The organism is Tunicatimonas pelagia (assembly GCF_030506325.1).
GTDB classification, from domain to species: Bacteria; Bacteroidota; Bacteroidia; order Cytophagales; family Cyclobacteriaceae; genus Tunicatimonas; species Tunicatimonas pelagia.
Genome location: NZ_CP120683.1, coordinates 3,652,113 through 3,678,368 on the forward strand (window position 1 = coordinate 3,652,113; position 26,256 = coordinate 3,678,368).

Genomic DNA, 26,256 nt, shown 5'->3' on the forward strand with positions numbered 1-26,256 from the left:
AATTATTCTTTGATTAATTTTTTAACTATCGCTTGGTTGTCTGCTTGAATTCTAACAAAATACGTGCCCGTTGTGAGGTCACTAATATCTACTGGAGTTTCTTGTAGATTTAAGGCACTCAAATGTACTGATTTTAGCAGTTTTCCCATACTATTGCTTACATCTATCCGAACGTCACCTACGGTATTTTTCATTTTGATGTACAATGATTCTTGGGAAGGGTTCGGGTATACCATTACGATCTCTCCATTAATTTGGTCGCCAAGTCCGGTTACTATGTTAACTGAAATACCAAAGGTGGTTTCAGCGATTGTACCGCCAAGCGCATCGGCTACGGTAAATCTAATTGAATCGCTGGCTTCGGAGCTTCCATTGTGGGTGTAACTGAGTGATCCGCCGTTGATATCCTGCTGCGTAAATGTGCCATTCGCAGCTAGGTCGGTACCACTTAGTTGAAGTGTACCATTAGCAGGAGCTAGAGTCAGAGTGAACGTGATTGCTTCCGGCCCGCTTTCCTCATCTGTTGCCTCTAATTCGGCAGTAGTAATTGTTGCGGTGGTGCCCTGCTGTGCCAAGCTTAATCCGGCATTGGTAGCTAAAGTTGGTAATAGGTTGTCCGGGGCATTCACCGTAATTACTACCGTATCGGTAGCAGTCTGGAAATCATTATCAGTAACTACCAAGGTAATAACATGAATACCGGTGTCTAACGTCAAAGTAGGATTAACTCCGCTAACCACATCAGACTCATTCTGACGCCAAACGTAACTAGCAATTGTTCCGTCTGAGTCACTAGATGCCGAACCGTCGAACACTACGTCGGCTTGTCCGTCATTGTTTTCATCGATAACCACCTGATCGGGACCGGCATTGGCCACCGGAGGAGTAAGCGGGTTTATGGTGATACTTACTTGTGTTTCTAAAGTAGTACCCCCTGCCTCATCGGCGGCCTTAAAGGTGAGACTATCCGCCGTGGTTTGGCTGCCATCGTGTACGTAAGTAATCAGCCCATTATTAATGTCAGCTTGAGTGAATTTCTCGTCAGCCGCCAGAGCAATAGCCTCTCTTTGCAAAGAGCCGTTAGCTGGCTCTTGTATTAAAGTATACGTAATGTTCTCGACTGCACTTTCTGTGTCTGTTACCTCTAAGGCAGCTTGATTGATGGTTACCGTATCTCTTTGCAATACGGTAATTCCGGTGTTGGTAGCTATCGTAGGCAGCTCATTAGACTGGTCTATGGTAATGGCAAATGCCGCTTCCGAATTGCTAGAAAAAAGACCGAGAGCATCGGTAGACCGAACTCTTACCGTGTAGCTAGGTTTTATCGCAGCATCCACTCTTTCGTTTACAAATATCTGATTGCCCTGAATACTAAACAGTGCGTTATCATCACTACCTGCCCCGGAAACAAATGCGTAGAAAAACTCATCTCCTGCATCAGCATCGGTAGTAGAGAATGTGCCTAATGGGGTGTTCTCTGGACTACCATTGGTTAGCACCTGATTATCTAAGGCAATTGCAGTAGGAGCGGTGTTAGTAAAGAAACGTTGGGCGTAAATGTCGAAGTCTCCAAGATTATTACCCTCCCAAGCCACTACAAAAGTACCATTGTTGTTTAAAGCAACATCAGGAAAGGTCTGAGCACCACTCCGCAGTTTGTTGGCTTCAAACTCATCGCCATTGGGTGTTCCGTTGGCATTGTAGCGTTGTACTCTAATTTCATCATTATTCGGCGAACCACTATTTACTCCTTTGTAGGCAATAACAAACGCACCGCTAGTATTCATACTCACTGAAGGAGCTCCCTGATTACCAACTGTTTGTGTGCTTACTTGAAACTCAGTTCCGGTAGCAATTCCATTAGCCGCATAACGTTGGGCGTAGATGCCACCTTCATCGCCATCCTGTAGTTTACTCTCCCAAACTACCACGTGGCGACCATTATCAGTCACCGCTATTTTTGGCAGCACTTGGTCATTAGCAGTAGTAGTATTTACTAATATTTCTGTACCCGAAGGATTGTTGCTGGCTGCGTAGCGCTGAATATAGATGTCGCCCGCACTAGCTACACTTGCCTGATTCTCACTACGCCAAACCACCGAAAATGCGCCACCATCTACAACAGCTACATCGACAGCATCTTGGATACCAATGGTAGTAGTATTAACGCGAAATTGACCACCCACCGGATTGCCAGTGGCATCGTACTTACGAGCGTAAACGCCATCTGCATCTGCCCCACCAGCACCGCTCCAGGCCACTACAAATACTCCACTAGTATTCATCGCTACGGCTGGATTAAGCTGATTTCCAGCTCCGGTTGTGTTTACTACGAATTCATCCTCAGGTACTCCCGCACTAGAATATCGGCGACCAATAATTCCACTACCAGCTCCGTCTTGAGATTGTCTGTCGTCTCCTCCTTGCCAGACCACTACAAAGCTTCCATCACCGGCCATCGCTACATCCGGCAGTATTTGAGACCGATTATTTAAGTTATCAACCCTAAATACATCTCCTTCCGGCTCAGCCACGGCATTGTAGCGTTGGCCAAAAACCCCATCGGTTTGGTCTTGCCAAACTACCACAAAGTTTCCATCATCATCTCCGGCCATAGCAACGTATTCTTGGTTAGTCATACTATTACCTCGATCATTCACCAGAAATTCATCGCCTTGGCTACCGAAGTTAGCCGTGCTATTTTCATCAATATCCTGGATGCTAAGCGCAATTGCTTGTTCATACCCAGCATCGGCATTGTCGGTTACTCTAACCCGAATACTTAAGTTGGTTGGGTTAGGGTGGGTCTCGAAGTCAATAAATTGAGCAGCGTATAATGTATCGTTACTAATCGTAAAGCGAGCATTATCCGTATCACCATCACCCGCTACCAAGCTGTAAGTAAATGGGCCAGTTCCTCCGGAGGGAACAATTACCCCAACGAACTGTCCGGGCAAGGTATTATCATCGATAGCATCGTTTGTACTAGACCGTTCGTCAAAATCAATACTGGTTGGCGGTGCCATTACCGATGAGAATGCTTCCGATGTTTCTGCATTTACCAAAAATATGGCTAATAGACTGAATAAAGATCGTATGAAAAACAGCGATATGTCTCGGGTTTCTAACTTAGCTTGTATCTTCCGCTGAGGGAGATGAACTAAGTGTTTTTTATAAAGTCGTCTCATAGATAAAAAGTTAAGATTGTTCAATAATAATTTCAGACTTACTATTATTCTATACAAATGTAAGAAAAATTAAACTAATTATATTTAAAATGTAAATTTTATGTTATGTGGGCATAACGCATTGTCGCTTGCTTATTTGTTTTCCGTGTTCTTTGCGGACTCTAAGCTGTTACCACTGATTGTTTTTCTCACCGTTTCTCCAGAAAAACTTGTTTTTTGCTTACAGAGTGTTGTACCTAACCCAAAAAGTGGTACATAAGCGACAGAGCTGTGAACTAAGACTAAAAAATCACAGCCGTTGGAAAGGTATGTATTTTATCAGAGAATAATGCCAAAAATTGGCAAAAATACTCACGCGAATACCATTGCTTCCGACAAAATACACTGAGCTAACTATCCAATAGCTTGCTCTAAATCCTCAATTAGATCGTTGCTATCTTCAATACCTACACTCAATCGGATAAGAGAATTACTCAACCCGGTTTTCACTCGCTCTTCTTCGGGAATACTGGCGTGGGTCATGCTCGCCGGGTGGCCAGCTAGCGATTCTACTCCGCCTAAAGATTCGGCCAAGGCAAATACTTTAAATTGCTCTAGCGTGCGAAATGCATCTTCCATGCGATCGCCTTTCAAAACAAAGGAAAGCATACCACCAAAGTCGCGCATCTGCTTGCTTGCTACTTCGTAGCCGTCTGAAGTTTCCAAGCCGGGGTAATAAATCCGGTCAACTTTAGCGTGGTTAGCCAGATACTCAGCAACTTTACGGCCATTTTCGCAGTGGCGTTGCATTCGTACGTGTAGAGTTTTTATACCCCGTAGTACTAAAAAGCAATCCTGCGGACCGGGCACAGCTCCACAACTATTTTGAATAAACCCTAATTTTTCGTCTAGCGAAGTTTCTTTTACAATTACTGATCCCATTACGGTATCGGAGTGACCGCCTAAATACTTAGTGATCGAATGTATCACCATATCAGCACCTAAATCCAGAGGGTTTTGCAGATAGGGAGTAGCAAAAGTATTGTCTACCACCGTCCAAGCATCTTGCTCTTTTGCTAAGTCGGCAATTGCCCGGATGTCTACCACGTTCATCATGGGGTTGGTAGGGGTTTCTACCCAAAACATGCGGGTTTTATCGGTGACTTTCTCTTTCACTGCTTCCAAATTATTCATCGGAACAAAATGGAACCTGATGCCATAATTGGCAAAGATTTTGGTAAAGATCCGGTAGGAGCCACCGTAGAGATCGTTAGTAGAAATTACTTCATCGCCGGGCTTGAGTAGCTTGATGATGGCATCAACAGCGGCCATGCCGGAAGCGAAACAGCGAGCGTGGGTACCATTCTCTAAAGAAGCCAGATTCTTTTCTAGTACTGCTCGGGTAGGGTTTTGCGTACGGGCATACTCGTAGCCTTGGTGGTCACCGGGAGAGGCTTGCACGTAGGTAGAAGTTTGGTAGATTGGGGTCATAATCGCCCCCGTAGTGGGGTCGGGTTCTACTCCAGCGTGAATAACTTTAGTTCCGAATTTCATAGACGTGGGTATTAAAAAAGAAAGTTAGCCAATCCTACGAGATTATTACATTTTGGTTGGCAGAATCGACTAACCAACGATAACCTTGGTCACAACCCAATTACCTATACTAAAGTTATGATTTCACGTTCAAGTTATAAACTTAGCAGTCATCGCCGCACACTAGCACTACTTGGCTGGATGAGTATAGTCCCGTTGCTCACTAGCTCTATTGTCTCTTACCAAGTAATTCAGCACGAAGCCACTATTTCAGCCTTCTCCGGCGAGGTTTGGTTAACATTGGGGTTAGTAAGTTGCTTGGCTATGGGAGTAGCTTTATTACCTACCTCACTAATGGCTCTTTTGGCGGGGTACTTCTTAGGTTTTTCAGCTTTGCCCGCAGTAGTAATTGCTTACATGCTCGCCTCACTCGTTGGATTTCATTTAACCCGATGGGTAGACTGTGATAGTCTCACTAATTTATTGGATAAGCTACCCGGACGACAGGCATTGCTAGCCCAGCAAATTCAGGCGGGGGTAGTTAACAACCAATTAGGGTTAACGGCATTAGCCCGAATGTCGCCCGTTATGCCCTTTGCTACAATGAATGTGCTACTTCCCGTAGCCGGGGTCTCGCTACGCAATTATCTGTTGGGAGGCGGGTTAGGAATGTTGCCACGTACTTTCTTCCTTATTTGGCTAGGAAGCCAAGCCCAAGAAATACGATTTCTGATTAAGCACGATGGTGATGTGACGGTACACTTATTTTTAGCTGTGATGGTTATGGTTACAGTTATTGGAACCGGATATTACGCCAAGCGAATTTTCCAGCAACAAATAGAAGGATCAACAACTCAAAAGTGACGGAGAGGAAGCTATCTGAACCAGATTTGACTACTTGAAGATCAGTTTTGTTAGATATTGCAAAAAAGATGAGCTTTTTGGGTGATATATCTCGAAAAATCGGAACTTATAGTTAAACAACAGTAACTATGACATTAGCCGAAGCACCCGTAGTTTCTTCTGTCACCAAAGAAACGCTATTTACCCGCTTGTACCTAGAGGGCTTTCCAGCCGTGGCTCGCTTTATTAGTCGAAAGGGTGGTACACTGGAAGAAGCTCAGGATGTGTTTCAAGAAGCTTTGCTGGTGTACTACGAAAGAGTGGTGATTGACCAATTTGAGCCAGCCCGTAGCGACAAAGCTTATGTTTTAGGCATCAGTAAAAATATCTGGCTGAAGGGGCAAGAAAAAAGTGTAAAGACTGAACTGCTAGATGATACCAATATTAGCGAAGACTCAGTGGCGCAGCCTACATCGGAAAAGTTGTGGCTCTTTTTGCAGGGAGCTGGTAAGAAGTGTATGGATTTGCTCCAATCGTTTTACTACGAACGACTTTCTATGAAAGAACTATCCGGTCGGTTTGGCTTTGGTAGTGAGCGATCGGCTACGGTTCAGAAATATAAGTGCTTAGAAAAAGTGCGGGAACAAGTAAAAGTAAAATCACTGACGTATGAGGACTTCGTTGATTGAGACCGAGCAGATAGAAAAGTATATCCAACAGCGAGGAGACCTCAGCAATCGGTTGCTGATAGAAGCCCGAATGCAGGTTAACCACGAATTAGCGGAGCGTGTTGCTTTTCAAAAGCAGACGTATCGGGCGATTCAAGAATACGGGCGGCAACAGCTTCGAGCAGAAATCTGCCGGGTTCAGAGAAAAGTATTCAGCGATTCAGCCTACAAAAAATTTCAGACCAAAATACGGTCGTACTTTAAAATTTAATCATCATGCTTATTCAATCCAATGTAGTTCCGATGGTCATTGACCAGACGGGAAGAGGAGAACGTGCGTACGATATCTACAGTTTACTGCTAAAGGAACGCATTATCTTTCTCGGTACCGCTATTAATGATCAAATCGCCAACGTGATTGTAGCGCAATTACTTTATCTTAACAGTCAGAACCCCGCCCGGCAAATTGATATGTATATTCAGTCGCCCGGAGGTAGTGTATACGCCGGGATGGCCATTTACGATGCTATGCAAATGATTTCCGCGCCCGTTTCAACCGTAGCTGTTGGTTTTTCAGGAAGCATGGGTACTGCTCTGTTAACCTGCGGGGCTAAAGGAAGACGATACGCCTTGGCGCAGGCTACTATTCACATGCATCCTACGGGTGGCGGAGCCAAGGGCTACACCGAAGATGTGCGGATTGCTACCCGTGAGCAGGAGCGGATACAAGCTCAGCTATTTCATATCATCGGTAAAAATACCAATCATTCTTGGGAAGAGATCGAGGAGTTTTTTAGAAGAGACCGCTTTTTGAATGCACTGGAGGCTCAGGAATATGGTTTGGTAGATGAAGTACTCGGTGATACTTCTAACCTAATCCGGCTGAAAAATAATGATCCAGAGGTAGAATTCTATGGTGGTTCAAAAATCAAAGCAAGCCGATAAAGCAGAATTTTGAATAACTGCTGAAGGATAGTTTTAAGGTAGGTGGATTGGAGAGGCTTTTAAGTTTCTCCTTTTTTGTTCGAGCTTTTCTTCGTAAGATTATATGGTATAAAAACAACCTATAATCCTATGAAAACACTAGTATCTTTCTCCCTAACCTCTGTTTTATTTGTCGCCCTACTTTGGCTGACCAGTTGTGCTTCTTCCAAAACAATGACTTATGACCCCGCCGGAACCTGGAACTACACCGTAACGGGAACACCCAGTGGCACAGTAGACGGGACGATGGTTATTTCTAAAAATGGTGATAGCTACACCGGAGAAATGCAGTCGGCACTGGGCAACGCCGCCTTAGACAATCTAAAGATTGAAGATAACGCGCTAAACGCTAGCTTATATTTTCAAGGTACGGAGCTAAACGTAACTGGTACTTTTGAGGGTAATACCTTTGATGGCGAGGTGGTAGCGGGTTATGATAGCTTTGGTATGACCGCTAGCCGATCGAATTAGACTGCTGATTTTCTAGCTGAGAAGCTGGCACTTCCGAAGCGACAGAGTGAGCTTCTTTTTCCCCAAAAAATCGGTTCTGGAAAAGCAGGATAATGGCAACACCTACAAAAATAGAAGCATCAGCAATATTGAAGATAGGCCAAAGTGCCATGTACTTGCCTCCCCACACAGGTACCCAGTCAGCCACTCGGCCTTCCCAAATATCAATGTAAAACATATCGATCACCTGCCCGTGAAACCAGGGCGTAGATGAATCATAAGGAGCATTATCTAATAGTACGCCATAGAAAGCACTGTCAATTACGTTACCGATGGCTCCGCCCAGGATTAGGGCTACTGACCATAACAGCCCCTGATGCACCTGCTTTTTTGCTAGTATGTAGAGATAATAGGCAATCCCGACCATAGCAAACAGACGGAATACGGTGAGAATAAGTTTACCATATTCTGACCCCAGTTCCATGCCGAAAGCCATGCCGGGGTTGAGGGTGTAGTGCAGTTTGAACCAGTCGCCTAATACTGGAATTTGCCCCACTACTCCCATATCCATATTATTGTGAACGAGCAGTTTTACGGTATGGTCTAGAATAATAATGCCCACACTCAACAAGTAGTATTTCCAGTATTTCACGCTGATTTGTCGTTTATTCTTTCTCTGTTTGATATTAACCCTCTTATAAGGGTCTTTAAGCAATTTTGATAAACTTACTTTATTGGAATTATAAGCAGTTTCTTTTCATCAGGAAGTTCTTCTTCTAAACCATCGATCTCCCTTAATTCAATTACAACTCTATCGCCTGGTTTTGCGGTTACTGAGTAGGCTGACAAGTCAAATCTATTTCCATCTATTGTTTTGACTGGATATTCAACAGGTCTATTTCCGCGAGCTAAGATTATATCAAATTTTTCAACGCTTAGTCCTTTGTCGTCCGCTTCAATGGTTATAGTCGGTAGGTCGGATGATGAGATGCCTTTTTCCAAGTCTACCTTTTCTTTTCCATTGATTTTAATTGAAAAGTTCACTTCATCTTTAGTGACACTTATAAACGAACTTGCTAAGAGTACAGATAAAAACAGAAGACAGTTCGCTCCGAAAGTTTTCATAACACATTAGTTAAAGTAAAAAATTATTTACCCTGACACCTTAAAGATTATCTAATTCCTGCCCTTCCCTGTAAACTGCTGCCCGTGCCCTAGCCATTTGCTTCTGCCTTTTCTTCTACGGTCAGCACGATGCTAACGGACATATCATCTATCTCTAACGATGTTCCGCCAGATAACGTATTCACCAATGATAATTCTACGGCCTGGGTTTCCTGACAGATATATTTCTGATGGTTGAGCACTGCCTCATTCAGAAGCGTATCCCCTTCCGCAATTTTCACTCGGATTTTGTCTTGCACATCCAAGCCCTGATCTTTTCGTAGGTTTTGAATGCGGTTCACCAAGTCACGGGCAACTCCCTCCTGCCGTAGCTCTTCGGTAATGGTAATGTCTAACGCCACCGTGATATTTCCTTCTCTCGCTACCGACCAACCCGGAATATCCTCCGAAGTAATTTCTACATCTTCGGTCGTAAGAGTAATACGCTCCTGGGGTAAAGCAAGTTCGTATTGTTGCTCTTGCTCCAGTCGGTTTATTTCTTCCTGACCCATTTGTGCTACGGCCTTGCTAATATCTTTCATCATCGAGCCGTATTGCTTACCTAGCTTACGGAAGTTGGGCTTGATCTTTTTCACCAGCACCCCCGAAGTATCGTCAATGTACTCAATTCCCTTCACGTTTACTTCTGATAGGATGATATTCTCAACTTCTTCCATCTGCTGCTTGAAATCAGCATCTAACACCGGAATCAGAATACGCGAGAGCGGTTGTCGCACTTTAATGGTATGCTGTTTCCGCAAGGAATGCACTAACGATGAAGCTGACTGCGCCATCTGCATCTTATTTTCCAGATGCGTATCAATCGCGCCTTCATCAGCCTTTGGAAAATCGGTCAAATGCACTGATTCTTTGCTTTGCTTCTGACTTACTTGATTCAAGCTGCGGAATAGATGTTCGGAGTAAAACGGAGCTACGGGGGAGGACAATTGCGCCAGTGTGACTAGGCAAGTGTATAGCGTCTGGTAAGCCGCTTGCTTGTTTTCGTTGTATTCCCCCTGCCAAAACCGCTTACGGTTCAGCCGAACGTACCAGTTACTCAAATCATCTATGGTAAAATCCTGAATCGCCCGGGCGGCTCGAGTCGGTTCATAATCTGCGTAGGCTTCATCTACTTGCTTTACTAAGCTGTGTAGTTTAGAGATAATCCAACGATCGCTTTCAGTTCGTCGTTCCAGCGGAATTTCTGCCTCAGCAAAAGTAAAGTTATCCAAGTTGGCATACAGTGCGAAGAAGGCGTAGGTGTTCTGTAGCGTTCCGAAGAAGCGACGTTGCACTTCTTTTACGCCCTCGATATCAAATTTTAGGTTATCCCACGGATTAGCGTTGGAGATCATGTACCAGCGAGTAGCATCCGGTCCGTGTTCCGCTAAGGTAGAAAATGGGTCAACCGCATTGCCCAAACGTTTAGACATCTTATTGCCGTTTTTGTCCAGCACCAGTCCGGTCGAAACCACATTTTTGAAGGCGACGCTATCGTACAGCAGCCCGGCAATGGCGTGCAAGGTAAAGAACCAGCCCCGGGTTTGATCCACTCCCTCGGAGATAAAATCCGCCGGATAACGCTGCTCAAATACTTCCTGATTTTCAAACGGATAGTGCCACTGGGCGTAGGGCATCGCCCCGGAATCAAACCAAACATCAATCAAATCTGCTTCACGAACCATTTTTTGACCGCTATCACTGACTAGCGTAATCCAATCTACGTAAGGCCGATGTAAATCTTCCCTAGCGAGGGCTTCGTTGTTTTTTCGTATTAGCTCAGCATCACCCGCAAACGCTTGATTTGCTTTCTTAATTTCTTCGGTGAGTTCAGCTACTGAGCCAATGCATTTTTCTTCTTTACCATCTTCGGTACGCCAGATGGGTAACGGAGTGCCCCAGTAACGGGAACGGCTCAGGTTCCAATCGACCAGATTTTCCAGCCAGTTACCGAAGCGACCGGTTCCGGTAGATTCGGGTTTCCAGTGAATAGTTTTGTTCAGCGCAACCAGTTGATCTTTTTTAGCTGTAGTGCGAATGAACCAGGACTCTAACGGATAGTAGAGAATGGGCTTATCGGTACGCCAGCAGTGCGGATAGGAGTGCTCGTACTTTTCTACCTTAAAGGCTTTATTCTCTTGCTTTAGCTTAATGGCGATTTTTACATCGGTGGATTGGTAGCCAGCCGCATTTTCATCCTCATCATCGTAGTTCTTCACCGGCATATCGGCAAAGTCAGTAATCTCGGCTACGAAACGACCTTGTTTGTTGACAATGGGTGCGTCATTCCCATTTTCATCCTTCACCATAATGCCGGGAATACCCTGTTGCTCCAGCACTCGGAAGTCATCCGCTCCAAAGGTTTTGGCTAGATGCACCAATCCGGTACCATCTTCCGTTGTCACAAAATCTCCGGCTAAAACGCTGAATGCCCCCGAATCTTCCGGTAGCGTGATGTAGGGCAACAGTTGCTCATATTTAGTACCGACTAACTCACTTCCCTTTATCGTTTCAATAACTTGATAAGGAATGAGCTTATCGCCTGGAGAGTAATCTTCAAGCGCGACATCTTTCGCTTTCTCGCTGAAGTACGCACCCATCCGGTCTTTCGCCAGTATCACCTGGATTGGCTCGTAGGTATACTGGTTAAAGGTTTTGACCTTTACGTAGTCGATGTTCGCCCCTACCGCAATACCAGAGTTAGCGGGCAGTGTCCAGGGCGTAGTGGTCCAGGCGATGAGATAGTCGTTCTTTGTGCCTTTTACTTTAAATTGAGCTACCGCAGACGTATCCTTCACATCCTGATAAGTACCCGGCATATTCAGCTCGTGCGAACTGAGTCCGGTTCCGGCAGCGGGAGAGTAGGGTTGGATGGTATAGCCTTTGTAGATCAAATCCTTTTCGTACAGTTGCTTGAGCAGGTGCCACAGCGTTTCCATATAGTCCCGCTCAAAGGTGATGTAGGGATTATCTAGGTCAACCCAGTAACCCATCTTTTGAGTGAGGTCGTCCCACTCACTTTTGAACTTCATCACTGCCTCCCGACACCGCTGATTGTATTCCTCAATAGAGATTTTCGTCCCAATATCTTCTTTGGTGATACCTAGCTCCTTCTCTACTTTTAGCTCCACCGGCAAACCGTGAGTATCCCAACCACCTTTGCGCTCTACTCGCTTCCCTTTCAAGGTGTGGTAACGGCAAAAAATATCCTTAATACTGCGAGCCATCACGTGGTGAATACCCGGAGTGCCGTTGGCCGAGGGTGGCCCTTCGTAAAAGGTAAACGACTGATCGGTCGGACGTTGCTCTATCGACTTCTCAAAAATATTCTGTTCCTGCCAAAACTTCAGAACTTCGTCGGCAATGCTAGGATAGTGTACTTGCTTATATTCCGGAAATTTTTCGGACTGAGCCATGCTGAACCTCACTGTTTAGGTATGGAAAGGGCAAAGGTACAATCTGTCAGGGTTTTTGCCCAATCTGACTTTAGATAACGCGGAAGTGCCGGAAAAGATTTATTAGTATCGCTGATTTTGCGACTGCTTAATCTGTTTGAAAAATCAGTATCTTTATAGAAATCAAGATTGCTATGACTGAAATTATCTTTGTAGTTGAAGAAGACCTGGAAGGTGGGTATCACGCTAAAGCATTAAGCGATGCGATCTTTACCGAAGGCGAAACGCTGGAAGAGCTTAAAGATAACATAAAGGAAGCATTACAGTGTCATTTTGAAGAAGAAGCTGACCGACCTAAAATGGTACGACTTCACTTGGTAAAAGAAGAAGTCTTTGCGGCATGAAGTTGCCTAGAGTTGAATGTAGGGAATATCAAAATTAGTGAAAGCTTCAGCGGTCTTATCGATCTTCGTTTTAACGAGTTGTTTATTATTGAATAGCAAAACTTCAAAAGTATATCTACTGATAGAGTATTCCTTCAGGAATGAGAGAGTTGAAATTTACTTAGATGGAGGCAAAATCTATGATCAAATCGCGAATACTGATGCATCAATAAGTTTAGCTAATGAACATATTATAAATACCTCCGTGGGCAAACATACAGTAAAAGTCAAAATTGGGACGGGGCAGGAAAAGACAATTCGCTTTGATGCAGGAAAAAACTCAGAAACTTATTTCGGTATACGATTGAAAGATGCTAATCTGACAATACACAAATATTCAGTAGCCCTGATCTATGACTAAGAATTACGAAAGAAGATATGGAATACATTACTGATAGAATTACAATAGATGCTGATCTCTGTAACGGAAAACCGACAATTCGGGGAAAAAGGATTACCGTACAGACAATCTTAGAATTTCTGAGTGCGGGAGATAGCAAGGAAGAAATTCTTGAAGCATATCCTTCGTTAGAACCGGAAGATATTGATGCGTGCTTAAGGTTTGCTACTAAGCTAATGGAGAATCATTATGAGATACGACCTACGGCATGATAGAATTTCTGGTGGATGTGAACTTGCCTTACAAATTTAAGCTATGGCATGATGAAAGGTTTCAACACGTCAAAGAGATCGATGACGAGTGGAGTGATAGTCAAATTTGGCAATATGCGAAGGAAAAAGGGTTGACTATCATCACTAAAGATGTTGATTTTTCTAATCGTATCGTGACAGCAGAGCCACCACCCAAAGTAATTCACATAAGAGTAGGGAATATGAAATTAGCTACATTTAGGCAGTTTATGCTTAATAACTGGGAGGAGATGAAACGAATGAGTATTGACTACAAATTGGTGTCTGTTTACCAAGACAGAATTGTAGGAATAGATTGAAACGGGAAGTCTTTGTATAACATGACGTACTCGAACCATTCGCTGCAATAGCCACAAGCAAAACCAATTTACCGTGACAAATAATAATTCTTAAAAGCAGCCATTTCTTCTTTCTCCTGTTCAACATACAGCGAAAATAGCTTCTCCCCAACCATACTTTGTGTAGCCGAAATTCCCACATCAATTAATCGAATACCTTGCTCGGTTAGGAAGATATTATCAAATACTTCTCCGGCTTCGCTGGACGGTCGACGCGAATTGCGGTGTACGAATCCAGCTTCGTGCAGTTGCTTCAATTCTTCTTCAAACACATCCATTTGTAACACTCTCGCTTCATATTCGTAAGTGCGAAAGTCTAAAGGATAAAGTCGCTCCATTACCAGCATCGCCCATTTTTTAGCTTCATCCAAATCGAGACGTACAAACTTGACGACCAGCGTATTAATCTAGTTGGCATATTTCATCTTCTCGGCTTCCGAACCAATATCGGAGCGAGTGTCTTCAATGAACAGCTTGGCTACCTCGGTAGACGATAGTGCGATCACCGTATTATTGGCTCCTTGGGACAGGGTTTTCGGGTAGCGTTTTTCCATCGTTCTGATAAGCTAGGCGAATGATAATTTCTAATAGCCTCTAGTTCTCCTTTCTCTTCTTCGGTATAGAGTGAACATGATTATCCTTTTGCCACTAATTATATTTCTGGCTCAACTTTGGTAGAAGTTCATCTAAATTATCTTCATCCCATTCCTCTCCTTTTGGTTCAGAGGGATGATTTTGTCCTCTTTCGGGCACCTCCTTTCCTGTTTTTTCTTCATAAACTGAATGTGCTAAATATGCATAACCCTCCCACTTCACATCTTCCTCTAGTTTTTCAAGCTCTGATAAGCTATCAGGATCAGCTAAAGCTTTAGTGTAAACCTCTTCACCCTGAGCAATCAACCACCCTCGAAAATCCATAAAGCAATCGTCTGAGCAACCGCCATTGATTACGTATGCTGCTGCCCACAATTTCCAGGTATACGCACCAATATATAACTCACCGAAAATACGATCGTATTCAATAATTTGATCTGGTGACAGTTGATATAGCCGTTCTTCAATTAGTTCTTGTTGCTCGGTTGGATCACCATCAGATTCTTCTTTTGTTTCTAGCATAATTTGCCAGAAGGTTTCATTGTTCATGAAGGGGCTAATTTTGGGCGAGAAAAATTTATTTAACTATTTATCCATTAGATATCCACCCTTCCACTTCCTCCTTTGTAGGGTTTTTCACATCCTTAAGCTTCATCTTCTTCCGCATTCCGCATACGTCGTTGTGTAGCTTGTTGGGAATAGCCTCCTGCAACTGAGCCACGGTCACGATACCTAGCTTGTGCAGTACGGGAATTAGCTCCGGTTGCACTCCGCGATCAATAAACTCCTGGTCAGAAGACTCTTGCTGCTTGGCTTCTGGTTTCATTTGAGGGAAGAAGAGCACTTCTTGGATGGAGGGTTGATTGGTCATAATCATCGTTAGGCGATCAATGCCCAAGCCTACTCCGGCGGTGGGAGGCATACCGTATTCTAAAGCCCGCAGAAAGTCTTCATCTAGCATCATGGCTTCTTCGTCGCCCCGGTTCGCTAACGTAAGTTGTTCTTCAAAGCGTTGCCGCTGGTCTACCGGATCATTTAATTCCGAGTAGGCGTTCATAATCTCTTTACCATTACAGATCGCCTCAAAGCGTTCTACCAGCTCGGGATTATCGCGGTGCCGCTTGGTCAGGGGCGACATCTCTACGGGATAATCCGTAATGAATGTCGGCTGAATTAGATGGGGTTCGCAGGTTTCGCCGAAGATTTCGTCAATCAGCTTACCTTTGCCCATTGTATCGTCAATGGGTACATTGAGCTTACGGGCGGTGTCGCGCAGTTGGGCTTCGTCCATCTGGCTGATGTCAATGTTGGTGTAGTGCTGAATGGCTTCAAACATGGTAAACCGCTTCCAGGGACGTTGGAAATTGATGATATGTTCGCCTACCTGCACTTCGGTAGTACCGTGTAAATCCAGGGCTACTTTTTCTACCATAGCTTCCATCAGATCCATCATCCAGAAGTAATCTTTGTAGGCCACGTAAATTTCTATCTGGGTGAATTCGGGATTATGGAAGCGCGACATGCCTTCGTTGCGAAAGTCTTTAGCAAATTCGTACACACCGTCGAAGCCACCCACAATAAGTCGTTTGAGGTACAACTCGTTGGCAATACGTAGGTAGAGTGTCATGTCCAACGTATTATGGTGCGTCTTGAACGGACGAGCCGCCGCACCGCCGTACAATGGCTGGAGAATGGGGGTTTCCACTTCTAGGTAGCCCTTGTCATTCAAAAACTCCCGCATCGACTGCATCAGTTGCGACCGTTTCCGAAAGGTTTCCCGCACTTGCGGGTTTACAATTAAATCGACGTAGCGTTGGCGGTAGCGCTGTTCAGGGTCAGTAAAAGCATCGTAGGTTTTGGTGGTACCGCCTTCGTCCTGCACTTCCTTGGGCAATGGTAGTGGCCGGAGCGATTTGGTGAGTACCTTCAGCTCCTTCACATGTACGGTAGTCTCTCCGGTTTTGGTCGTAAACACGAAGCCAGTGATCCCGATAATATCGCCCAAGTCGAGCAACTGCTTAAACACGGTATTGTACAAACTCTTATCCTCATCGGGGGAAATTTCATCGCGGGCTACGTAGATCTGAATTCGTCCGGTAGCATCCTGAATTTCGGCAAAGGAAGCCTTACCCATAATCCGGCGGCGCATGAGTCGTCCGGCTAGGTTTACTTGCTTAAACCGCTCTGGTTCCTTCTCAAAATTTTGGTGAATATCTTCGGTAGTTGTGGTAACTTCAAAGGTCTCAGGAGGGTACGGATTAATTCCAGCTGCTATCAGTTTTTGCCGTTCTTCGCGGCGGTGTAGTTCTTGTTCGCTCAGTGCCATTGCGTTTCTAAATTTTAAGGCGACAAAGGTAAGCAATAAAAGACGGAAGTCCGAAGACGGGAGGGTGTACGACAGCGGGGCAGCCCCGCAAAAATGCACCATGTCTTGCCGAGCCTGTTTCGCGTCCTGGCGGGAAATCGCTCGGGTAATGCCCAAGATTTCTTAAGATGCAGATGGCTTACTAGCGTAGAAGATAGCTCTTTCTGATTGCAAAAAATAACATAAGGCCAGCGTATAGTGCCTTGTGTGTTCCATACAAAAGAAACTATCATCTGTATCTACCTGCTGTTTCTTTATCCACTTAAGTAGCTGTCTGAACCCAGACGTAGCGTTAGTAAATTGCGGGGAAGCAAACTGATCGGGACTATCTTGATGGCAAAACGCTACGTCTATGGCGGCTGTCGCGCGATAGCTTTTGAGATGTCAATACGGGGTATACCGTACCGATAAACCAATGAAACTTCATAGTTTTGTAGTTAAGGTAATACATCGGAAACCAAAAGTATTGAATCACTAATCCTTTTGTATTTAGCGATCGAGGAATAGACGGGAATAAACAAATCAATGAATGGAAACGCCACCTAGTGGTAGATAAATTAGGACTATCCGTAGCGATTGGTGTAAGTGCCGCACATGGTCATGATGGGATAGAAGGCATGGGGATGTCCCGCATTGAGTTGTTGTGGAAGCTAGAAAGCGTACAGCTTTATTCCAAAAAAAGGTCGCTAGCAGCGAATGTCGCGTGGATAGAGCGTAGCTTTAGCGAATGATGCCCGGCTGGCTGAAGGCTGGCGGAGGATTATGAAAAAACACAGTCGCCACTGCTATCAATTTTATACAATGAGCCTTCGTTACTATCATTCTAGCAAAAATTCAGTATGCTAGTTCCTAAACATATTCTTAAAATAAATCCTCTTCTCGCTCCAGCATTAGTATGGAGGCTTGGGGCACAATCATATACTGCTCGCCTTCGTACATCACTTCAAACGCTCCTTTTTGCAGAAACATCGCCAAGTCACCCTCTTTGGCCTGCAAGGGAATATACTTAATTTGCTCGTCGCGCTCTTTCCAGGGTTCGTCATCGTCGGCCGGAATCGGAATAGGGTAACCGGGGCCAGTTTTCATTACGTAGCCCGTTTGCACCTTTTCCTTTTCTTGCACTCCCGGTGGGAGAAATAAGCCACTTTTAGTTTTATCGGTCGCTTTTTTCGGCTTGATCAGAATACGATCACCAACGATGATTAATTTCTTGAGTTTATTATCTGCTGTCAATTCCATAGTTTGGATTCTTTCTTCCAAGTGGCTCGTTCGCTAAGATAAGCCTACGCGTTTTTCTAGTCGCTCGAAACGCTCCTCACGGTTCGTCGGGGCGGCTCCGCCGCGCGATTTTGTTGCTGAGTTTCATTGTAGACATCAATAAAAGCATCCAAATTGGTACTGACCGCCTTAAAAACTTCATGAAGCCCATTCACTCCTTCTTTTAAGAAAGCGATCTTAGCTTCGGCTAGGTTCATGCTTTTCCTCAGTTTTTTAAGTTTCCACCGTGGGACGCGGTTCGTTCATCTCTATCTCGATTACAACTTCAAAAGTAATGGATATTTTCTAATCAATTTTAGCTACCACTCACAATAATCCTTCACTATGCTATTGTGCTGACAGACAACGGATATTTAGCAGCTAAAGTTTGGCTAGCTAATCCCACTGCCATCATCAATTTTCCCCTCGGGCTGGATGAATAGCAGCTTCCCATCCGTATCCTCCGCCATCAGAATCATACCCTGCGATTCAATTCCCATCATCTTGCGCGGAGCCAAATTTACCAGCACGCAAACTTGCTTGCCAATGATCGCTTCGGGTTCGTAGTGCTGAGCGATACCACTGAGTACGGTGCGTTGGTCAAGACCCGTATCTAAAGTCATCTTTAGTAACTTTTTAGATTTTTTTACTTTCTCGGCGGTCAGAATGGTGGCCACCCGCATATCCAGTTTTACAAAATCGTCGTAAGTAATTTCTTCTTTCATAGGGGCAAATTTTGCGATAGGTTCAAGGTCGTCAATGGTAAGCTCATCATCTTGGTGAAGTTTAGCTACTTGCTGCTCTACCCATTCGTCTTCAACTTTCTGAAATAACAATGCTGGCTTTTCTAAGGTATGTTCCGTCGCTAGCAAATTGTTTTTTCCGGCTTCATTCCAATTGACTGACTGAAAGTTGAGCATTTGCTGTAACCTTTGGGCAGTGAAAGGAAGAAACGGTTGACAGACCACCGATAAGCTAGCAGTGATTTGTAAACTAATATTCAAAATGGTTGCTACTCGTTTTTCATCTTCCTTAATCGCCTTCCAAGGTTCAGTATCGGCTAGGTACTTGTTTCCGGTTCGAGCCAATTCCATCATATAATTTTGGGCTTCGCGGAAATTGAAGCTTTCAATAGCGGTTGCTAGTTTTTGAGGAATATCTTCAAGCTTATGTAAAACTTCTTCATCAATGGATTGTAGTTCGTGGCACGGTGGAACCACCCCATTAAAGTATTTCTGAGTCAGTACTAGCGTACGGTTAACAAAGTTGCCTAGTATTGCTACCAGTTCATTGTTGTTCTTAGCCTGATAATCCTTCCAAGTAAACTCACTATCCTTGTTTTCTGGCATTATGGAACACAAAGTGTAGCGAAGTTCATCCTGTTTGTCTGGTAATTCATCTAAATATTCATGTAGCCATACCGCCCAGTTTCGGCTGGTAGATAGCTTACGACCTTCTAGGTTCAGAAATTCGTTGGCGGGCACGTTTTCGGGCAGAATGTATTCACCGTGGGTGTGCAAAATAGCCGGGAAGATAATGCAGTGGAAGACGATATTATCTTTACCGATGAAGTGAATTAGGCGGGCGTTGTCTGCTTCGTCAGCTTGTTGTTTCCAGTACAGTTCCCAATCTTTTTCGTTGTCTTGCGCCCACTGCTTGGTCGCTGAAATGTAGCCGATGGGAGCATCCAGCCATACGTACAGCTTCTTCCCTTCGGTGTTGGGTAACGGAACATCTACGCCCCAATCTAGGTCGCGGGTCATGGCTCGAGGTTGTAAACCGGCTTTCAGCCAGGAGCTACATTGTCCGTATACATTCGGTTTCCACTTGCCTTGTTTACCCTTAAGTAACCACTCTTCTAGCCAGGGCTGATATTTATCAAGGGGTAAGTACCAATGCTTAGTGGGCTTCAGCACCGGAGTTTTTCCGCTCAGGGTTGATTTGGGATTAATCAAGTCAGTAGGGCTAAGTGATGAGCCACAATTTTCGCACTGGTCGCCGTAAGCCTCAGGATGACCACAAACAGGGCAAGTACCGGTAATGTAGCGGTCAGCCAGAAACTGTTGATATTCTTCGTCGTAGTACTGCTCCGACTCCTGCTCGGTAAATTCACCTTTTTCATATAGGGTGGTAAAAAACTCTTGGGAAGTTTGGTGGTGGATAGGCTCGGAAGTGCGGTGGTACATATCAAACGAAATACCAAAACGCTCGAAGGTCTCCTTATTTTGCTCGTGGTACTTATCAATAATCTCGCGAGGCGATATTCCTTCTTTTTTAGCCCGAAGCATAATGGCCGCCCCGTGCTCATCACTGCCACTCATAAAAATTATGTCGCGTTTCTGCTGACGCTGGTAGCGGACAAAAATATCGGCGGGTAAGTACGCCCCGGCAATATGCCCAATGTGCAACGGGCCATTGGCGTAAGGTAGTGCGGCGGTGACGGTTATTCGTGCGTTGGTCATGATACTGAATTAAAAATTGCAAATTACAAATTGTATGCGTTTGCTTTTAAAATATGCTCAGCCAATTTGTAATTTTTAGTCTTGCAATCGCACGGCGACCGTTTGCAACCAGCACTAAAAGGCCGTCCGAAAACTGTAATACGGCCCATTGGTGCCATCTATCTTCCAGGAGTACTCTACGCGGAATACCGAATCATAAAAAGTAACGAAGTCGATGCCCAGCCCATAACCCATCAGGTAGCGATTGGATAGGCGGTCACTTTGCTCGTACGGAATGGTATTACTCACGTAGCCTTGATCAATGTACCCCTTCAAATAAATACTGAGCGGAATCACGTTGAACTGATCGATAGGAATAATGCGGGAAAAGTCGAACTCCCGGTCGAAGATGCGTTTCCGAATGGTATTCTGATTCATCACAAAAGACTGCCCCTCAATAACATCCAGCTCATAGCCCCGCAACCACAAGCCCCGGTAGCCCAACCCCCGGAAGTTAGCGTAGGGCTGAAAGCGCGGAGTACTAAAGTAGCCGTAGGCCGAGGTAGCAAAGTAAAACCCCTTGCCCAAATCAAGAAAGTGACTGTACGATCCTGAAACTCGAAAAATATCAATGTGGTCAAATATTCCCAGCCCTAGTTTGCTCACCGAGGTTCGCCATTGGTATCCCTTTAGCGGATAGCCAATAAAATCTCGATAGTCGCCACGGGCGGTATAATTAAGCATAAAGTACTGCTGCCGATTATCACCGTGGGTAAAGTAGTCAGGGTTTAGTCCCAGCACCGTATCGGCCACCAGCGCATCGGAGTAGGAGAGAGTAATTCCGTGGGTGTTATAATAGCTAGGGCGATAGCTCCAACCCAGCGAGGCAATCACCTCTCGTAAAGCAGGGTTGAGCGGGGCATCTAGCACATTGTTGCTAAACTGAAATCTATGGTCACGGGTCATATAGTTAGTATTCCGGTTTTCAGAATAGCTAAACCCCACCTCAATTCCGTTCTTTTGAGCAGCATCCACATAAGGGATGGAATATTCTATGGAAAACTCTCGGGTGAAACCGAATTGGGCAATAGCAGCCAACCGTTCGTTCCGGCCCCGAAAATTAAATTGCGTAAACTTTATGCCGTAGGTTAGTAAATTCCAATCGGGATCATCTAAAAACACATTGATATTTCTAACAGCCGCTGGCAATGCCAGATAGGGAGTAGGTACTGTATACCAGCGCTCAGCCACCCGGATAATAACATCAGCCTGACCGGGCTGAATTTCCACCACGTGCAGGTCGACATCTAGAAAGAGCCGAGTATTCATCAGCTTTTTCCGATCTTCCTTGAGTAATTTATTCAGTTCGTAGGCGGGAAATGTTAGCCCTTCGGATATACTCAGCTCCCGCTCAATAATACTTTGTTTAGTAATGCGGTTGCCAAGTACAAAAATTCGATCAATAGTAATAAAATCAGATAGGAATTGAGCACTATCGGTACGAACGGGAGCCCCAATTGCTGAGCTATCGGAGGGTAGCGTTTGAGCCTGAACCGAGAACGTAAGCACTCCCAACCATAACCAACCAATGTACTTACCCCAGTTCCGCACGGTATTTCCCTTTGATATAGAAGATGAGCTTTATTTATTCAAGTAAAACTAACGATATTTATTGTGTACCTAGCTTGAGTAAGTCCGTATATGTACTGATTACGACTTAATTGCGCTAATATAGCCGATTAGAATACTAAATTTTTGATCGGCAGACAACTTTGTGGGCTTAATTGTCGCTTATTCCTATCTATTTTCTAAAAATACCGTAAATTCGCTCTTTTAAAGGGTACACGCATAACTGATTACTTTTATGGCACTTGACTATAATCATCCTATCGACATTATTGAAGATATTGATCTTCGTCATTTTGAAGAAAACTACCTTATTCCGCAGAAGCCGGTTATTCTGCGTGGGTTGCTGAAAGGAACCAAAGCCTACGATGAGTGGAACTTTGAGTACTTTAAGCGCGTGGCGGGCGAGCTAACCATTGGGGTTTTTGAAAACCGGGAATCTGACCTGGACAAAACCATGAAGGTGCCCCACCGCAAAATGAAGTTTGCTGATTACTTAGATCTGATCGCTACCACTCCTACCGACTTGCGGATTCATCTGTGGAATATCTTTAAAGACTGCCCGCAACTGATGGACGACTTTGAGTTTCCACCCATCAACACTACGTTTTTAAAAGGCTTTCCTTATATGTTCTTCGGCGGTCAAGGCTCAATAGCCCGGATGCACCAAGATATTGATATGTCGAACGTTTTTCTAACTCAGTTTGAAGGCAAACGTCGCGTGGTGCTATTTGCCCCGGAATACTCTCACTTGCTGTATCGTTACCCATTAAACGTACATACTGGAGTGAACGTGGCCAAGCCAGACTACGAGCGTTTTCCCGGTCTAAGTTACGTGAAAGGCTTTGAGTGCGAAATCAAACACGGCGACACCCTCTTTATGCCCGGCGAATACTGGCACTACATTGAGTACACCGAAGGTGGTTTTGGCATGAGTCTGCGCTCACTAAATCCACATCTTTCTAAGCGCTTTAAGGGGTTGATGAATATTAGTGTCCGTCAGGCGGTAGACTGGTCTATGCGGAAAGCAATGGGCGATCAGTGGTTTGAGACTAAGCAACAGATAGCTGACCGTCGCGCCAATAACGCTATTCGTAAGGCTACCAAAGAAGAATCAGAATTAATTCCACAGTAACTATTATGTTATGAACCGGATAGCTGCCACAGGATTTGTCTTGCTTATCACAGCAATTTTCTACTACCTCAGGGAAGCAGACATAACAATGTCAAGTAGTTATCCAGTTCTGCTAAGCCAAATAGCACCTGATAACATTTCAAGAGCACCAAGCACTTTCCGAAAGGATTCTGCTAATGAAGTGGCTCATACTATGCTGATAAGCCGTCCAAACTTAGACGAGGTTGAGGATATGCCAATCGATGAGCCTGACTTAACAAAAGTAATTCCGATGCCTAATTTAGTAGGAGAACTCTTCCGGCCAGGTGAAAAGCAAGAATCGCTGAGGTTTCAGATAGAAGGTTTGATTGACAGCTTGAAGCAAGAAAACCCATAGCTATAACAGCTTTATCGCTGAAGTACGCAAATTATCGAGTACTAAGATGTTGAAAGGATTTCTCACGTAGAAAAAACTATTAGGAACATTCCTGCCAGAAAGGTCGTATTTTGAAGTACGACTTTTTTTATTTAAAATAAACGGCATTCGAAAAGTAGTTAGATGAATACCGTCCGAATGTACGAGCTTATCAAAAAAACCAGTCTTCCCCCTGAAGAGGCAGAAGCTCCGGTTAACGAGATTGAAAGCCTCGTTACCCAAAAATTTGACGACCGAAAAGAGCATTTAGCGACTAAAGAAGATGTTGTCAATGCCAGCGCGGATTTACGAAAAGAAATAGCTAGCGTAAGAACAGATTTAACGAAACAGATTAGCTAAAGCAAGCCTTATTAAGTGGATGATTGGAGTGGCACTCACCATTATCGGATTGACCTCAGGTATTGTCGCTACCTTAATTAAGTTTCTGTAAGAAAAATATCAAGCACTAACGAACCATGAAATACATAACTCTCGCCCTTTCTATCCTCACGCTTGTCGCTTGTCGCTCCAACTCCTTCGAGAAAAGTCCGGTAGATAATTTTATTCGGGATATGACGAATGTGCCAGCATATTCCGTCATTCTGTACGATATGGATCAGGAGGGAAATTTTTATCCAGAATACAAGCACAAGTATCGTATCATTAAACAAACGAATGACGGGGATAGCATTCCTGAAGAGGAAATTACCGAATGGTATACTGTAAGCGAAGATTTCTTCAATCGGAACATCGACAATATGGGGATGGAAATTGTTTCTAAGAACCAACAAGGAGAAGTTTCCAAAACCGCTGCCCCTCCGGGCTACGGTAACTACGTGGGCAACCCGCAATACGGACAGTGGCAGCAAGGGGCTGGTGGTGAAACCTTCTGGTCATTCTACGGAAAATACGCGCTACTGAGTAGCTTATTTAACATGGCGGCGTTTCCGGTACGCCGCTCCTACTACGACGATTACCGAGGCTACCGCAGTAGCGGGCGGCCCTACTACGGACCCACGGTAAATAACCGACGAGCCTACGGTACCAATAGTCGCTATACCACCACCACGAAGCCTAACACTACTTGGCGTACCCGCACCTCCAGTCGTGACTTTCGTAGTAGCAGCCAACGTACATCCCGGGCTAGTTCTCGCTACGGGGGTAGCAGTAGTAGCAGTTCCCGCTCGCGCAGCAGTGGTGGGTTCGGAAAGTAGCATTTCAAAAATTGCTACTAGATTACTTTACCAGTTTGCCGGATCATACTTTCCTCCCGGGCCATATAAATCTTCACGGTAGTTTGTCTGAGTAGAGCTAGCAGTATCCCAGCGACCATTCTCAGAATCACTGATATTGATAGAGATGTTTTCGTAAAAGCTATTCCCCAGAGAAAGTTGATCGTAGAGAGTAGCGGTATATTCTTGATAAGAATCTATATTATTGTAGTTGCTCAAGTTTATTCTTTCTAAAGAAAAATTATCAAGGCGGTCAGCTACAGCGGGATACTCTTGGGCAATCTCTTCCGGCAGCGTAATGGCGAAAGCGATGTTTTGATTATTCCCTCCGTTAACGTGTATACTAGCTCGCTCAACCTTATGGTTTCGCTCATGGCTAAAGCTACTCACTAACCAGAAATCTGAAGCTAAATCTGCCGATGCTGAAAAGTTATTCAATTTATTTTCATTGATCTGATAGCTGACTGAAGAAGGAATATCATAATTATCCGGGATATTGTTGTAATCGGACCGATAGTAATTTACGCGTTCGTCTACATTGGCTCTAAAGATATAGTCAAGCTTTTTGAAGTCATGTTCCGGAAGATAGTAGGAAATTTCAGACTTCCCTTCGCTCAACACTGATTGATAAGCTATAATCCAAGTGCCGTCTATAGCTGTACCGTAGACTGCTGTCGATGCGCTAGCTAGCGAAGGTAGCTGTATTGTTTTGACCAGGTTCATCGGTTTAAAGTCCTGAGGGGTAAAGCTATATTCTTTGCCAAATTCCACATCAGTGTATAAGTATTGGGGCTGATCGTCAAAAATATTGATGTATAGGGGGGCTTTCTCTTCTTCTATAAATGCCTTAAAATCCACCTGAAACCCGTCACTGATAGGGGTAGCCTGCCTTTCTACACTTAGGTTGCCTTTCGCATGAATAGCGTATAACAAACTGGAAGATACAAAGCTACCTTCAACTTCATACAATGAAGGAACACTCGGTGCCCCAGGATTATCCGAAGTGATATCTTTCCCCTCGAATACCCAGTTTTGCGAAGAAACATCAGTGTAGCTTAATAGATATAAAAATTGTTTTTGAGTATCTAACCTTTCAAAAACTCTGGCCCGGGAAATAGTAAACGACTCATCGGCAGCCCCCTCAGGACGCTTGATGGTAAGATTTTCCCCGTTCACTACTTCTTGGGTTCGTAATACTTCCCCATCATCGGTAGAAACAAAAAGCCATTCCCGCTCCAATATATTTTCGTCACTAAGAAGGTAGCCTTCTTCCACTTGTACCGTCAGTAGTGGGGTATTATCCTGCACTTCTTCACTAACTTTTTCTTCTTGGCACGAAGTTAATAGTAGTGCGCTCACCAGCACACAGTATCCTAAGTAAGACGTTTTCATGGTCTATTCTTTTGCGATTGATCAAACTTTTCCGTCAAATAAACGGCTTAGTTACACGATAAGCCGTAATTTCCTCATTTAGAAGGCACCTGTGTATTATTTAGCCTATCTTTATAATTAATTACATATTTGTTAAAATAATACTTTTTTAGTGCCTGAAGAGTATTTTAGTTCTATTCGCTAA

At 44.3% G+C, this 26,256-nt stretch carries 27 protein-coding genes; 13 read left to right on the top strand and 14 right to left on the bottom strand.

The features are described from left to right. Positions 1–2: 2 nt before the first annotated feature. On the bottom strand, positions 3–3,188 hold the full coding sequence (locus tag P0M28_RS15560; RefSeq protein WP_302203333.1) for a cadherin-like domain-containing protein: 3,186 nt from the start codon (positions 3,186–3,188) through the stop codon (positions 3–5). Positions 3,189–3,581: 393 nt separating this feature from the next. Then, complete coding sequence (locus P0M28_RS15565; RefSeq protein ID WP_302203335.1) at positions 3,582–4,721, bottom strand: cystathionine gamma-synthase; 1,140 nt, start codon at positions 4,719–4,721, stop codon at positions 3,582–3,584. 117 nt (positions 4,722–4,838) lie between these two features. On the opposite strand from P0M28_RS15565, the gene P0M28_RS15570 reads away from it, so the two are divergent. The 5 genes from P0M28_RS15570 (at position 4,839) to P0M28_RS15590 (ending at position 7,666) form a co-directional block, all read left to right on the top strand. Next, the gene (locus P0M28_RS15570) at positions 4,839–5,564 is read left to right on the top strand and encodes a TVP38/TMEM64 family protein (RefSeq protein ID WP_302203337.1); all 726 of its coding nucleotides are present in this window, start codon (positions 4,839–4,841) and stop codon (positions 5,562–5,564) included. Between the two features lie 128 nt (positions 5,565–5,692). Beyond that, entirely contained in the window at positions 5,693–6,232 is a 540-nt protein-coding gene (locus P0M28_RS15575) for an RNA polymerase sigma factor (RefSeq protein WP_302203339.1), read from the top strand. Continuing rightward, on the top strand, positions 6,213–6,482 hold the full coding sequence (locus tag P0M28_RS15580) for a hypothetical protein (RefSeq protein WP_302203341.1): 270 nt from the start codon (positions 6,213–6,215) through the stop codon (positions 6,480–6,482). Before P0M28_RS15575 ends, P0M28_RS15580 begins: the two co-directional genes overlap by 20 nt. 5 nt (positions 6,483–6,487) lie before the next feature. Next, positions 6,488–7,156: a ClpP family protease gene (locus P0M28_RS15585; protein WP_302203342.1), complete on the top strand. Its 669-nt coding sequence runs from the start codon at positions 6,488–6,490 to the stop codon at positions 7,154–7,156. A gap of 129 nt (positions 7,157–7,285) precedes the next feature. Then, positions 7,286–7,666 carry a hypothetical protein gene (locus P0M28_RS15590; RefSeq protein ID WP_302203344.1) on the top strand — a complete coding sequence of 127 codons (381 nt, stop codon included), beginning with the start codon at positions 7,286–7,288 and terminating at the stop codon, positions 7,664–7,666. Here the strand turns inward: P0M28_RS15590 and P0M28_RS15595 are convergent. The 3 genes from P0M28_RS15595 to ileS form a co-directional block, all read right to left on the bottom strand. Then, the gene (locus P0M28_RS15595) at positions 7,650–8,297 is read right to left on the bottom strand and encodes a lipoprotein signal peptidase (protein ID WP_302203346.1); all 648 of its coding nucleotides are present in this window, start codon (positions 8,295–8,297) and stop codon (positions 7,650–7,652) included. The genes P0M28_RS15590 and P0M28_RS15595 overlap by 17 nt on opposite strands. A 74-nt stretch (positions 8,298–8,371) precedes the next feature. Beyond that, on the bottom strand, positions 8,372–8,770 hold the full coding sequence (locus tag P0M28_RS15600; protein ID WP_302203348.1) for a hypothetical protein: 399 nt from the start codon (positions 8,768–8,770) through the stop codon (positions 8,372–8,374). A gap of 89 nt (positions 8,771–8,859) precedes the next feature. Then, the gene (gene ileS, locus P0M28_RS15605; RefSeq protein ID WP_302203350.1) at positions 8,860–12,225 is read right to left on the bottom strand and encodes an isoleucine--tRNA ligase; all 3,366 of its coding nucleotides are present in this window, start codon (positions 12,223–12,225) and stop codon (positions 8,860–8,862) included. A 173-nt stretch (positions 12,226–12,398) separates the two neighbouring features. On the opposite strand from ileS, the gene P0M28_RS15610 reads away from it, so the two are divergent. The 3 genes from P0M28_RS15610 (at position 12,399) to P0M28_RS15620 (ending at position 13,597) form a co-directional block, all read left to right on the top strand. Continuing rightward, positions 12,399–12,608 carry a type II toxin-antitoxin system HicB family antitoxin gene (locus tag P0M28_RS15610; protein WP_302203352.1) on the top strand — a complete coding sequence of 70 codons (210 nt, stop codon included), beginning with the start codon at positions 12,399–12,401 and terminating at the stop codon, positions 12,606–12,608. A gap of 417 nt (positions 12,609–13,025) precedes the next feature. After that, positions 13,026–13,259 (top strand): DUF433 domain-containing protein, encoded by a 234-nt coding sequence (locus tag P0M28_RS15615; protein ID WP_302203353.1) that lies wholly within the window; start codon positions 13,026–13,028, stop codon positions 13,257–13,259. After that, positions 13,256–13,597, top strand: coding sequence for a DUF5615 family PIN-like protein (locus tag P0M28_RS15620; protein WP_302203355.1), 342 nt, complete (start codon positions 13,256–13,258; stop codon positions 13,595–13,597). Before P0M28_RS15615 ends, P0M28_RS15620 begins: the two co-directional genes overlap by 4 nt. A 68-nt stretch (positions 13,598–13,665) precedes the next feature. On the opposite strand, the gene P0M28_RS15625 is transcribed toward P0M28_RS15620, so the two are convergent. The 4 genes from P0M28_RS15625 to lysS all read right to left on the bottom strand — a co-directional run bounded on the left by P0M28_RS15625 (position 13,666) and on the right by lysS (position 16,556). Further along, positions 13,666–14,007 carry a hypothetical protein gene (locus P0M28_RS15625; RefSeq protein ID WP_302203357.1) on the bottom strand — a complete coding sequence of 114 codons (342 nt, stop codon included), beginning with the start codon at positions 14,005–14,007 and terminating at the stop codon, positions 13,666–13,668. A 36-nt stretch (positions 14,008–14,043) separates the two neighbouring features. Continuing rightward, positions 14,044–14,190: a hypothetical protein gene (locus P0M28_RS15630; protein ID WP_302203359.1), complete on the bottom strand. Its 147-nt coding sequence runs from the start codon at positions 14,188–14,190 to the stop codon at positions 14,044–14,046. Positions 14,191–14,284: 94 nt separating this feature from the next. Further along, positions 14,285–14,779, bottom strand: coding sequence for a DUF4240 domain-containing protein (locus P0M28_RS15635; RefSeq protein WP_302203360.1), 495 nt, complete (start codon positions 14,777–14,779; stop codon positions 14,285–14,287). 40 nt (positions 14,780–14,819) lie between these two features. Then, positions 14,820–16,556: a lysine--tRNA ligase gene (lysS, locus tag P0M28_RS15640; protein WP_302210903.1), complete on the bottom strand. Its 1,737-nt coding sequence runs from the start codon at positions 16,554–16,556 to the stop codon at positions 14,820–14,822. 584 nt (positions 16,557–17,140) lie between these two features. Here lysS and P0M28_RS15645 point away from each other — a divergent pair. Next, positions 17,141–17,326 carry a hypothetical protein gene (locus P0M28_RS15645; RefSeq protein ID WP_302203361.1) on the top strand — a complete coding sequence of 62 codons (186 nt, stop codon included), beginning with the start codon at positions 17,141–17,143 and terminating at the stop codon, positions 17,324–17,326. A 130-nt stretch (positions 17,327–17,456) separates the two neighbouring features. Here the strand turns inward: P0M28_RS15645 and P0M28_RS15650 are convergent, their stop codons facing one another. The 4 genes from P0M28_RS15650 to P0M28_RS15665 form a co-directional block, all read right to left on the bottom strand. Then, entirely contained in the window at positions 17,457–17,834 is a 378-nt protein-coding gene (locus P0M28_RS15650) for a co-chaperone GroES (protein WP_302203362.1), read from the bottom strand. Positions 17,835–17,890: 56 nt separating this feature from the next. After that, on the bottom strand, positions 17,891–18,070 hold the full coding sequence (locus P0M28_RS15655; RefSeq protein ID WP_302203363.1) for a hypothetical protein: 180 nt from the start codon (positions 18,068–18,070) through the stop codon (positions 17,891–17,893). Between the two features lie 174 nt (positions 18,071–18,244). Then, positions 18,245–20,314, bottom strand: coding sequence for a methionine--tRNA ligase (metG, locus tag P0M28_RS15660; protein ID WP_302203365.1), 2,070 nt, complete (start codon positions 20,312–20,314; stop codon positions 18,245–18,247). Positions 20,315–20,428: 114 nt separating this feature from the next. Further along, positions 20,429–21,904 (bottom strand): BamA/TamA family outer membrane protein, encoded by a 1,476-nt coding sequence (locus P0M28_RS15665; RefSeq protein WP_302203367.1) that lies wholly within the window; start codon positions 21,902–21,904, stop codon positions 20,429–20,431. 253 nt (positions 21,905–22,157) lie between these two features. Between P0M28_RS15665 and P0M28_RS15670 the strand changes: the two genes are divergently transcribed. The 4 genes from P0M28_RS15670 (at position 22,158) to P0M28_RS15685 (ending at position 24,662) form a co-directional block, all read left to right on the top strand. Beyond that, the gene (locus tag P0M28_RS15670) at positions 22,158–23,054 is read left to right on the top strand and encodes a cupin-like domain-containing protein (RefSeq protein ID WP_302203369.1); all 897 of its coding nucleotides are present in this window, start codon (positions 22,158–22,160) and stop codon (positions 23,052–23,054) included. 10 nt (positions 23,055–23,064) lie between these two features. Continuing rightward, positions 23,065–23,430, top strand: a complete 366-nt coding sequence (locus P0M28_RS15675; RefSeq protein WP_302203371.1) for a hypothetical protein — start codon at positions 23,065–23,067, stop codon at positions 23,428–23,430. A 162-nt stretch (positions 23,431–23,592) separates the two neighbouring features. Beyond that, positions 23,593–23,808, top strand: a complete 216-nt coding sequence (locus P0M28_RS15680; RefSeq protein WP_302203372.1) for a hypothetical protein — start codon at positions 23,593–23,595, stop codon at positions 23,806–23,808. Between the two features lie 116 nt (positions 23,809–23,924). Next, positions 23,925–24,662 carry a hypothetical protein gene (locus P0M28_RS15685; RefSeq protein WP_302203373.1) on the top strand — a complete coding sequence of 246 codons (738 nt, stop codon included), beginning with the start codon at positions 23,925–23,927 and terminating at the stop codon, positions 24,660–24,662. A 27-nt stretch (positions 24,663–24,689) separates the two neighbouring features. On the opposite strand, the gene P0M28_RS15690 is transcribed toward P0M28_RS15685, so the two are convergent. Further along, a complete protein-coding gene (locus tag P0M28_RS15690; protein ID WP_302203374.1) occupies positions 24,690–26,072 on the bottom strand; it encodes a hypothetical protein in 1,383 nt (460 codons plus the stop codon). Between the last annotated feature and the right edge of the window lie 184 nt (positions 26,073–26,256).

Bases quoted from the DNA above. Each gene is read 5' to 3' on its own strand.
- P0M28_RS15560 (WP_302203333.1), bottom strand. From the start codon at position 3,188: ATGAGACGACTTTATAAAAAACACTTAGTTCATCTCCCTCAGCGGAAG.
- P0M28_RS15565 (WP_302203335.1), bottom strand. From the start codon at position 4,721: ATGAAATTCGGAACTAAAGTTATTCACGCTGGAGTAGAACCCGACCCC.
- P0M28_RS15570 (WP_302203337.1), top strand. From the start codon at position 4,839: ATGATTTCACGTTCAAGTTATAAACTTAGCAGTCATCGCCGCACACTA.
- P0M28_RS15575 (WP_302203339.1), top strand. From the start codon at position 5,693: ATGACATTAGCCGAAGCACCCGTAGTTTCTTCTGTCACCAAAGAAACG.
- P0M28_RS15580 (WP_302203341.1), top strand. From the start codon at position 6,213: ATGAGGACTTCGTTGATTGAGACCGAGCAGATAGAAAAGTATATCCAA.
- P0M28_RS15585 (WP_302203342.1), top strand. From the start codon at position 6,488: ATGCTTATTCAATCCAATGTAGTTCCGATGGTCATTGACCAGACGGGA.
- P0M28_RS15590 (WP_302203344.1), top strand. From the start codon at position 7,286: ATGAAAACACTAGTATCTTTCTCCCTAACCTCTGTTTTATTTGTCGCC.
- P0M28_RS15600 (WP_302203348.1), bottom strand. From the start codon at position 8,770: ATGAAAACTTTCGGAGCGAACTGTCTTCTGTTTTTATCTGTACTCTTA.
- ileS (WP_302203350.1), bottom strand. From the start codon at position 12,225: ATGGCTCAGTCCGAAAAATTTCCGGAATATAAGCAAGTACACTATCCT.
- P0M28_RS15610 (WP_302203352.1), top strand. From the start codon at position 12,399: ATGACTGAAATTATCTTTGTAGTTGAAGAAGACCTGGAAGGTGGGTAT.
- P0M28_RS15615 (WP_302203353.1), top strand. From the start codon at position 13,026: ATGGAATACATTACTGATAGAATTACAATAGATGCTGATCTCTGTAAC.
- P0M28_RS15620 (WP_302203355.1), top strand. From the start codon at position 13,256: ATGATAGAATTTCTGGTGGATGTGAACTTGCCTTACAAATTTAAGCTA.
- P0M28_RS15630 (WP_302203359.1), bottom strand. From the start codon at position 14,190: ATGGAAAAACGCTACCCGAAAACCCTGTCCCAAGGAGCCAATAATACG.
- P0M28_RS15635 (WP_302203360.1), bottom strand. From the start codon at position 14,779: ATGAACAATGAAACCTTCTGGCAAATTATGCTAGAAACAAAAGAAGAA.
- lysS (WP_302210903.1), bottom strand. From the start codon at position 16,556: ATGGCACTGAGCGAACAAGAACTACACCGCCGCGAAGAACGGCAAAAA.
- P0M28_RS15650 (WP_302203362.1), bottom strand. From the start codon at position 17,834: ATGGAATTGACAGCAGATAATAAACTCAAGAAATTAATCATCGTTGGT.
- P0M28_RS15655 (WP_302203363.1), bottom strand. From the start codon at position 18,070: ATGAACCTAGCCGAAGCTAAGATCGCTTTCTTAAAAGAAGGAGTGAAT.
- metG (WP_302203365.1), bottom strand. From the start codon at position 20,314: ATGACCAACGCACGAATAACCGTCACCGCCGCACTACCTTACGCCAAT.
- P0M28_RS15670 (WP_302203369.1), top strand. From the start codon at position 22,158: ATGGCACTTGACTATAATCATCCTATCGACATTATTGAAGATATTGAT.
- P0M28_RS15675 (WP_302203371.1), top strand. From the start codon at position 23,065: ATGAACCGGATAGCTGCCACAGGATTTGTCTTGCTTATCACAGCAATT.
- P0M28_RS15680 (WP_302203372.1), top strand. From the start codon at position 23,593: ATGAATACCGTCCGAATGTACGAGCTTATCAAAAAAACCAGTCTTCCC.
- P0M28_RS15685 (WP_302203373.1), top strand. From the start codon at position 23,925: ATGAAATACATAACTCTCGCCCTTTCTATCCTCACGCTTGTCGCTTGT.
- P0M28_RS15690 (WP_302203374.1), bottom strand. From the start codon at position 26,072: ATGAAAACGTCTTACTTAGGATACTGTGTGCTGGTGAGCGCACTACTA.